The 8,788-nt window shown below is 68.4% G+C and carries 8 protein-coding genes and 1 tRNA gene; 6 read left to right on the top strand and 3 right to left on the bottom strand.

What is annotated here, in order from left to right:
- A partial coding sequence (locus EPN98_RS05550; RefSeq protein WP_293361338.1) for a HAMP domain-containing sensor histidine kinase occupies window positions 1-594 on the top strand: 594 nt, incomplete at its 5' end.
- A gap of 32 nt (window positions 595-626) precedes the next feature.
- Here EPN98_RS05550 and EPN98_RS05545 read toward each other — a convergent pair.
- Window positions 627-2,225 carry a gamma-glutamyltransferase family protein gene (locus tag EPN98_RS05545; RefSeq protein ID WP_293361336.1) on the bottom strand — a complete coding sequence of 533 codons (1,599 nt, stop codon included), beginning with the start codon at window positions 2,223-2,225 and terminating at the stop codon, window positions 627-629.
- 199 nt (window positions 2,226-2,424) lie between these two features.
- Here EPN98_RS05545 and EPN98_RS05540 point away from each other — a divergent pair, with 199 nt between their 5' ends.
- The 5 genes from EPN98_RS05540 (at window position 2,425) to EPN98_RS05520 (ending at window position 6,882) form a co-directional block, all read left to right on the top strand.
- On the top strand, window positions 2,425-3,441 hold the full coding sequence (locus EPN98_RS05540; RefSeq protein ID WP_293361340.1) for a P1 family peptidase: 1,017 nt from the start codon (window positions 2,425-2,427) through the stop codon (window positions 3,439-3,441).
- 102 nt (window positions 3,442-3,543) lie between these two features.
- Complete coding sequence (locus tag EPN98_RS05535; RefSeq protein ID WP_293361334.1) at window positions 3,544-4,830, top strand: hypothetical protein; 1,287 nt, start codon at window positions 3,544-3,546, stop codon at window positions 4,828-4,830.
- A 79-nt stretch (window positions 4,831-4,909) separates the two neighbouring features.
- Window positions 4,910-4,986 (top strand) — tRNA-Arg (locus tag EPN98_RS05530).
- Window positions 4,987-5,324: 338 nt separating this feature from the next.
- Window positions 5,325-5,561 (top strand): hypothetical protein, encoded by a 237-nt coding sequence (locus EPN98_RS05525; protein ID WP_293361332.1) that lies wholly within the window; start codon window positions 5,325-5,327, stop codon window positions 5,559-5,561.
- 247 nt (window positions 5,562-5,808) lie between these two features.
- On the top strand, window positions 5,809-6,882 hold the full coding sequence (locus EPN98_RS05520; RefSeq protein WP_293361330.1) for a Fic family protein: 1,074 nt from the start codon (window positions 5,809-5,811) through the stop codon (window positions 6,880-6,882).
- Between the two features lie 34 nt (window positions 6,883-6,916).
- Here the strand turns inward: EPN98_RS05520 and EPN98_RS05515 are convergent, their stop codons facing one another.
- On the bottom strand, window positions 6,917-7,291 hold the full coding sequence (locus tag EPN98_RS05515; protein ID WP_068877290.1) for a hypothetical protein: 375 nt from the start codon (window positions 7,289-7,291) through the stop codon (window positions 6,917-6,919).
- Window positions 7,292-7,378: 87 nt separating this feature from the next.
- Window positions 7,379-8,620, bottom strand: coding sequence for a DUF3363 domain-containing protein (locus EPN98_RS05510; protein WP_293361327.1), 1,242 nt, complete (start codon window positions 8,618-8,620; stop codon window positions 7,379-7,381).
- Between the last annotated feature and the right edge of the window lie 168 nt (window positions 8,621-8,788).

Here is an 8,788-nt window from a genome sequence, read left to right as displayed (position 1 = left end):
GTCAGCCAGGCGCTGCCCCGCCTCGAGCGCGCCCTGGACCGGGCCGTGAAACTGGCCGCCGACGTGCTCGTCTACGGCAAGACCCAGGAGGCGGCGCCCGAGCCCCAGGTCGTGACGCTGGCCGAGGCGCTGAAGGAGGCCGCCGCCGAGGCCCGCATTCCCGCGCCCGGCGTGAAGCTGGTCAGCAAGGTGGCCGCCGCCGACCAAGTGACGGCCGACCCGGATCAGCTGCACCGCATCCTGGTGAACCTGCTGCGCAACGCCCGACAGGCGATCGAACATCAGGGCGAGCGGCAAGGCTCGACCCAGGGCCGTATCGAGGTGTCGTTGGAGACAGTGGGCGGCTCCAGCCTCATCCGCGTCTCCGACGACGGTCCGGGCGTGCCGGAGCGCATCCGCGAGCGCCTGTTCCAGCCGTTCGCCGGTTCAGGGCGGCCCGACTCCACCGGTCTGGGTCTGGCCATCGCCCGCGAACTGGCCCAGGGCCACGGCGGCGACCTGACGCTGTCGGTGACCGGCGACCAGGGCACGGTCTTCGAACTGCGCCTGCCCGACGCACCCAAGTCCCGGCCGCGGCGCAAGGCGGCGGACTGATCCTTCATCTCCGCCGCGATGCGGAGAGATAGTTAAGGCGCTTTGGCGACGCCTTCCCGACGCGGGTCGGCGCCGCCGCGCAGGCCCTGCGGGGTGACCTCTATGCCGTGCAGGCCCGAGCCCTCTGCGCCGAAGCCCGAGCTCATCTTCACGCCCTTGGCTTCCAGCCCCGCCCGCAGCTCGGGCGAGAACTTGTCGACCTCGGCGGCGTAGAAGCTGCCGCCGGCGATCAGGTTGGGCAGGTTGATGGCCTCCTGCACGGGCAGCTTCCAGTCCAGCAGGCCCACTAGGGCCTTCAGGTTGTAGGCCAGAATCGACGGCCCGCCGGGCGAGCCGACGGCGGCGACGAAATTGCGGTTCTTGTCGAGCACGATAGCCGGCGCCATCGACGAACGCGGCCGCTTGCCGGGACCGACCGCGTTGGCGGCCGGCGTGCCGTCGCCGTTGACCGGCGCGAACGAGAAATCGGTCAGCTGGTTGTTCAGGAAGAAGCCGTGGACCATCCGGCCCGAGCCGAAGGTGCTCTCGACCGTCGTGGTCATCGAGACGACGTTGCCCCACTTGTCGACGATGACGAAGTGCGTCGTCCCCGAGACCTCCTGGGTGTTGTCCCGGGCCAGGGCGGGCGCGCCCTTGGGCTGGCCGGCGGTGACCGTGGCCGCGGCGGTAGGGCCGATCAGCTTGGCGCGCGCGTCCAGATAGGCGCGGTCCAGCAGGCCGTCGGTGGGCACCTTCACGAAGTCGGGATCGCCCATGTAGCGGTCGCGGTCCGCGTACATCAGCCGGCTGGCCTGGCTGAACAGGTACCAGCCTTCGACCGAGTTCGGGTGCTTGGCGATGTCGGTCCGCTCCAGCAGGCCCAGGCCTTCCAGGACCGCCGGCCCGCCTGACGGAGCTGGCGGGGTGCAGACGATATAGACGCGATAGGGCCGGCACAGCGCGGCGCTGGCCTGCGGCTTGTAGGCCTTGAGATCGGCCAGGCTCAGCGTGCCGGGATTGGCGCCCTCGCGCACCTTGGCGACGATGGCCTCGGCGATGGGGCCCTCCAGGATGGCCTTGGGCCCTTCGGCGGCGATCTTGCGGACTGTGGCGGCGTAGGCGGGGTTCTTGACCGTGTCGCCGGGCTTGATCCTCGTGCCATCGGGCTTGGTGAAGTAGGCCACGGCGTCGGGCGTCTGGGCCTGGCCGCCGCGGCCGTTGGCGGCGTTGGCCATTCGCAAGGGCGCCGGGAAGCCCTGGTCGGCCAGCCGCTCGGCCTCGCCGAAGAGGTCCTTCCAGGCCAGCTTGCCGTGCGCCGTCTGGGCCATGCGCAGCATGGCCACCGCGCCGGGCACGCCGGTGGAGCGGCCGGACAGGATCGCCGCGCCCCGGTTCATGAGCTTGCCGTCGTCGCCGTAGAATAGCTGCGGCGTCGCGCCGGCCGGCGCGGTCTCGCGGCCGTTGTAGGCGGTCACCTGCTTGGTCTTGGCGTCGTAGAAGGTGAGGAACGCCCCGCCGCCCAGGCCCGAGCTCTGCGGTTCGACCAGGCCCAGCGTGGCCTGGACCGCCACGGCCGCGTCCACCGCCGTGCCACCGGCCCGCAGCACCTTCAGCCCGGCCTCCACGGCCATCGGATTAGCGGCGGCGACCATGGCCTGCCCCTGCCCCTGCCCCTGCGCCGGCCTGGCCGGAGGCTGCGACGTCGCGGGCGAAGCGCAGGCGGCAAGCGCGGCGGCGAGGGAAAGGGCGAGGGCGGTCGACTTATTCACAGGCAGATGACTCCAACTCGGCGGCGTCACCATAGCGGGCCGTCATTGGACAACAAACGCTGCGATGTGCGACGTCCCACGTATGGAGCCCATCCGCCCAGGTCCAGGCCCTCGTAACCTGATAACCGACGTCCCCGGCCTGAAAGTGGGGCAGGCGCATGACGCGGCCGCGCGCACCGGCGTCACCGTGATCCTACCCGACGACCGCGCGGTGGCCGCCTGTGACGTCCGGGGCGGGGCGCCGGGCACCCGCGAGACGGACGCGCTGAGCCCTGAGAACCTGGTCGATGCGGTGGACGCCATCGTGCTGTCAGGGGGCTCGGTCTATGGCCTGGGCGCCGCCGACGGGGTGGTGGCGTGGCTGGGCGCGCGGGGCCGCGGCTACGGCATGGTGGGCGGCATCCCGAAGTCGCCGGTCGTGCCGGGCGCGATCCTGTTCGACATGGCCAACGGCGGCGACAAGCTGTGGGGCGAGGACCCGCCGCACCGCGAGCTGGGCAAGCGCGCCGTCGCCGTCGCCGACCTGGACATTGCGCTGGGCACGGCGGGCGCGGGTTACGGCGCCATGGCGGGTGGCCTGAAGGGCGGGACCGGCTCGGTCTCGGCGGTCACGGCCGACGGCTACACGGTGGGCGCCATCGTGGCGGTGAACAGCTGGGGCTCGGTGATTGCGCCCGGCGGCCGCACGTTCTGGGCCGCGCCGTTCGAGCTGGACGGCGAATTCGGCGGCCTGGGCCCCGCCGGCCTGCGCGCCGGCCCGGACGAATGGGGCTCGGCCAAACGCCCGTCCGAGGCCCGCAACACCACCATCGCCTGCGTGGCCACCGACGCCATCCTGACCCCGGCGCAGGCGAAACGCGTGGCGGTGATGGCCCAGGACGGCTTCGCCCGCGCGATCCGCCCGGTGCACGCACCCTTCGACGGCGATGTGGTCTTCGCGATGTCCACGGGCCGCAGGCCGGTCAACGACGATTATGCGCTTGCCCGCCTGGGAGCGCTGGCCGCCGACACCCTGGCACGCGCTATCGCCCGGGGCGTCTTTGAAGCCAAGCCGTGGCCGGGTGCGTATGTCCCCTGCTGGCGGGACCTGCGGAGCTAGGCCTCGTCGCAAAGATGCAGGTCGGTCCGGCGCAAAAGTGGATACCGCTCGCCGCGGCCAGGGCTTAGTTTCGAAAGACCAGGATTGTTCAGGAGAGTTCCCATGGGTCTCGGCCACAAGCTCGCGCTGGTCGCGGGCGCCGCCGTCATCGCCGCCACGGTCCCGATGTCGGCGGGCGCGCAACAGAAGGTCACCGGCCCGGTGGCCACCTATTGGATGAGCGCCCAGACCCAGACCGGCTTCGGCATGCCCGCGATGGGCCCCGGCGGCGGCCAGCCCGACACCTCGGCGATCATGCGGGCCATGATGGGCGGCGGCGGCGCGTCCAAGTCGCTGATGCTGCAACTGGGCTCGGGCCAGACGGCGACCGCGCCCCAGGCCGAGCACCTGCCGCCGCGCGGCCTGCAGGTGGGCCAGAGCCTGCCTCTGCTGACGCCCAAGGTGACGCCGGTCACCCGTGAAGAGCGGCCTGACCAGATCCCCGAGCAATATCAGAAGCCTCGCGGCCGCATGCTGGTGTTCTGGGGCTGCGGCGAACGCGCCCGACCGGGCCAACCCTACGTCATCGACTTCGCCAAGCTGGCCGCCAATCCGCAGAGCGCGGCCGGCCTGTTCCGGGGCATCGACTATCGCCCAATGCAGCCGCCGTCACCGTCGCGGAACCGCACCTACGGCGAGTGGCCCAACAAGGACACCCGCACCTCGGTGCCGGCCAACGGCTCGCTGGTGGGGCCGCACACCATCCAGGGCAACTACACGCCCGAGATCAGCTTCATGCTGGAAGAGGACCAGGACTTCCTGGGCGCTCTCAACCTGACCACCAACGCGCGCAGCCCCGCGGGCGGCGTTAACCTGGGATGGAACCTCGTCGGCAACGCCCAGGCCTACTACGCCTCGGCCGTTGGCGGCGGCGACGGCGAGACGGTGGTGATGTGGTCTTCGTCCGAGATCCAGGCCTCGGCCTTCTCGAACCCCGATTTCCTCAGCACCGGCGACATCGCCCGCCTCGTCGCCAACAAGACGCTGATGGGGCCAGCCACTAAGACCTGCGCGGTGCCCAAGGAATTCGTCGACGCCGCGCCCTCGGCGATGGTGCAACTGATGGCCTACGGCGGCGAGGCGAACTTCGTCTATCCGCCGCGTCCGACCGACCCCAAAGTGACCTGGAACCAGCAGTGGGCGGTGAAGGTCCGCTATCGCTCCGCCACCGGCGGCATCCTGGGCCAGGACATGAACGCCATGATGGGCGGCGGCGGCCGCCGCGCCGGCGCCCCCGGCGTGCCCCAGCCGCAGCCGGGCCAGCCTCAGCAGCCGCCCAAGCCGCCCAGCGCAGCCGACATCCTGCGCCAGGGCATCCTGGGCGGGGCCCTGCCGTTCCCGCGGCGCTAGGTCAAAATAATGGAGGGAGGGGGTCTTGCGCTCCCTCCCGCCCCCGACTAGGTTCCGCGCCCTCGCCGCAAGGCCAGACGCGCCCGTAGCTCAGCTGGATAGAGCATCAGACTACGAATCTGAGGGTCGGACGTTCGAATCGTTCCGGGCGCGCCATTTTTTCAAAGACTTAACTCTCCGCTATCAGGTCGCATAGACCTTTAAGGTCACACCTAGGTCACAACGGCGCGCTGCAATTCAGGCTGTTCCGCCCATTTTCGCCCCGTCACGTGCGGCTGTGCGAGTGAGTCAACGGGCGCGATTTGGCAGCAGCGATCCAGCGATGGCGTTCGGCCTGCCGTCCCTTCCGCCCCGTTTCATCCCCCGCGACTCTTCCTTCATCCTTCGTCTGCTGTGGAACGCATTTGTCTGCGGAACGGCGAAGGGGGGTAAGGTTACGTATCGACGGACGATCGTGATCGCGGCGATGATGTCGCCGGCACGGAGATCCGTAGATGCCTAATGCCTCAGCGTCCGATATCGAGTCCGCAAAGCAGCTCTACAGCAATCTCGTCAGGGCCGTTCTTGATCTTGCCGCGGACTGTCCTGAGAGCCGCCACGTCGTCGCATTCGCCATCATCGTCGACGCTTTCCACGACGACATTCTGGGACCGCTCGAATGTGGGCGCCCGGCGAGACGGCCGACCCTGGTCGAGACCGACGAGGTAGCGGGTGACCGCAAGCTCCACTGACGTCCGGTCTGCGGCATGCGTCTGCAGAGTTCTCGGCGAACCGAGGCGGTCTCCCGGCTCTCGGCGCGGGAAGTCCACCGGCAATGTGCATAGGTCGGTGGAATTTCCCGACATGTGCGACGCGCATGGATAGCAAGCGGCGACTTTCTTGACGCATCCAGCCGGCATGTAGGGAACTGCGGCGAGGTCTATACACTCCTCGAATTATGTATAGAAAACCGGGACAATCTATACAGATTGGTCCCGCATGGCTCTGATCGCCAGCCACGTTCCGCCGCTCCTCCCCCTCGCAGTGGACCTGGAGACGAAGCGCGTCCTCAAAAAACTCGCCACGGCGCATCGGGCCTTGGCGGAGCTGAAGGGCGCGGCGGGCCTGGTGCCGAACGAAGCCATCCTGATCAACACGCTCTCGTTGCAGGAGGCGAAGGACAGCTCGGCGATCGAGAACATCATCACCACCCACGATGACCTCTATCGCAGCGATGATGCCGCCGACCGGTTCGCAAGCGTCACGGCGAAGGAGGTCTACGCCTACGCTCGCGCTATGCGGGACGGCTTCCAGACCGTCCGTAGGACCGGACTGATCACCATCAACGACATCCTCGCCATGCAGGCGACGCTGGAGCGCAACCAAGCCGGATTCCGCCGACTCCCGGGCACCGCGCTCAAGAACGATAAGACCGGCGAGGTGGTGTTCACCCCGCCCCAGAGCTACGACGAGATCGCTCCGCTGATGGCCAATCTCGAACGCTTCATCAACGGTGAGGACACGCTCGACCTCGATCCTCTCGTGAGGATGGCCGTGATCCATCACCAGTTCGAGACCATCCATCCCTTCTACGACGGCAACGGCCGCACGGGCCGGATCCTGAAGGAGGACCTGCTGGGCACGCCGGTGCTCTACCTGTCGCGCTACATCAACCAGCGCAAGGCCGACTACTATCGCCTGCTGCAGGCGGTCCGGACCGACGGGGTCTGGGAAGAATGGCTCATCTACATGCTGGACGCGGTGGAGCAGATGGCCGGCCAGACCACGAGGCTCGTCCATCGCATCTGGGACCTGATGCTCGACCACAAGGTTCGGCTGCGGCGTGAGCTCCCGCGCATCTACAGCCAGGACCTACTGAACAACATGTTCAGCCACCCCTACAGCAAGATCGCCTTCGTCGAGCGCGACCTCGGGGTGAGCCGCATCACCGCGACACGCTACCTCGACGAACTCACCCGCATCGGCCTGATGCGAAAGCACAAGATCGGCCGCGAAAGCTACTACATGAACCGCGCGTTGCTGGACCTCCTGGGGAACGTCCAGACCGTCTGACGTCCGGCCAATCGCCTCACACTCCGAGCAAGACCTACTCCACGCGCCTCGCCTTCGCCCGCCGCCGGATCGCGCGCATCATGTCCGGATGCAGCTTTGGCCGGTCCCATCGCGCCGCGCCGCCGATGCGCGCCAGCTCTTCAGGAAAGCTCAGGTAGGTGAAGACCCGATCGACCACGTCGATCATCAGGACCTTCATCTCGGCGTCGGATATGCGCGAGAGCTGGGGCCACGGGATTTCGCCGTACGGGGTGACGACTTTCACATCGCTGAAGTCACCACGTTCCGACGACGGAAACCTGCCCGCGTGGAGGTTCTCGAGCTCGGAATTTCGCATGCACGTCTCGACAAGGGCCTTGGCGAGCAACTCGAGGTCGCGACTCTCCGCTGCGGTCGGGCCAGAACTCATGACCGTCTACCTCTTCGAAACCTGTGCGGCCGCACCCCGGGAGTGCGCGCGCAGTATCGTATCCGACCCGAGGAGCATGCGCAGTGTCTAGAGACCAAGGTCGGTCGATCGCGGAGGTCCTTTGATTTGCGCCCCCCGCGGGGTGGGAACGAGTTCGATCCCCCGACCCAACGCCGGCGCGGACTGCCCGAGCTTCAGCCGCGCGTAGTGCTCCTGACCCTGCGGGTCCCGCACTATCACCCATGCCGCGCCGCCCAGTTCGTCGTGATGGCCGCGCGCCACGACCCGGCCACGAACCGGCCGATCGTCCAGGACCTTCGGCTCACGGCCCGAATCCAGCCGGCGCTGATGGAGGGTGCGGATGATGTCCTGACGGAGCTGCAGCGACCGCAACTTGGGCTGGAGCTCAGCGTCCAGCCGGTATCTTTCGCCGACGCGTTCGGCGAGACCCAGGGCCTCCAGCCGACGCAGTCGTCCCCGCGTTAGAGCCGACCAGGCGTCGTTCACCCCGACGCCGTCGTCCACACATAGGTCCGAGTCCGCTGCCTGGAGGAGCCTTCGGTCCAGCCCCGTGAACCGGTCGGCTTGGGTCTCGCGCCACACACGGCGCTCCGCCTCCGCCCGGGTTAGGTCGCCAAGCTGCTCCTGCGCCACCTCCTGCGCCCGCGCACGGAAGCCAAACCCCACATAGTCCCGAGGCATGACGAGGTCTCGGCCCGATCCTCGCCGGCCGCGGATCAACACGTGGGCATGGGGGTGCCCGGTGTCGTAGTGGCAGGTGGCGATCCAGGTCAAACCCGGCTCCCCCAGGTCGTCCGCGACCCGCCGCATCACCTCCCGGATGTAGCCTCTCAAGTCCGATATCCGCTCGCCGTGCTCGGGAGATACGATGAACCGGAAGTGGTGCCGATCCTCGCCCCAGGGCAGCGTGGCGGCAGCTGGGTCAATCACCTCCTGGCCGCGGTCGAAGAACTCGGGCGGCCGTTCGGCGAGACCGGCCCCGGATCGCCCGAGGTAGGCCACATGCGCCGCCAGGGCGGCCCGGCGCACGGCGCCGTGTCCGGCGTGGCGAGAGACGAGGGCCTTCACGATCACCCGTTGCCGCACGTCCAGCCGAAAGGCGCGGCCGGAGCGTCGCTGTGCTGCGCTGAGCACGCCCGAGCGGTCTCCGAAAGCGAACAGCCGCGATGCCGCCAAACGCTGCATCATGGCCGTGCGGGCTGTTACAGGATCGGATTTCAGCCGCCGCGGCAGGCGCGCGATCCGCTGGGGCGGTGCGTCCGCTGGTGCGCCGGTGAGGCGGGCCTGTATGGCGTCACGGGTCAACACGACGGCGAGGTCCAGCGTTCGAAGAAGCGCACGTCGTGGCGACTTGCCGCCGCAGATGTGCGTCCTGCTAATTCGCTGAAACTCTAGGGCAAAGAGCGACGCAAAACATCTCTTTTATCTTGCCCTAAGCGACCAAATCGAACCAGTGGTCAAACACCATCAACAACC

Origin of the sequence: Phenylobacterium sp., from assembly GCF_004299445.1 — a bacterium.
Classification (GTDB): domain Bacteria; phylum Pseudomonadota; class Alphaproteobacteria; order Caulobacterales; family Caulobacteraceae; genus Phenylobacterium.
The sequence above is the reverse complement of the archived record's forward strand: the minus strand, read 5'-3'. Positions and strand labels throughout refer to the sequence as shown.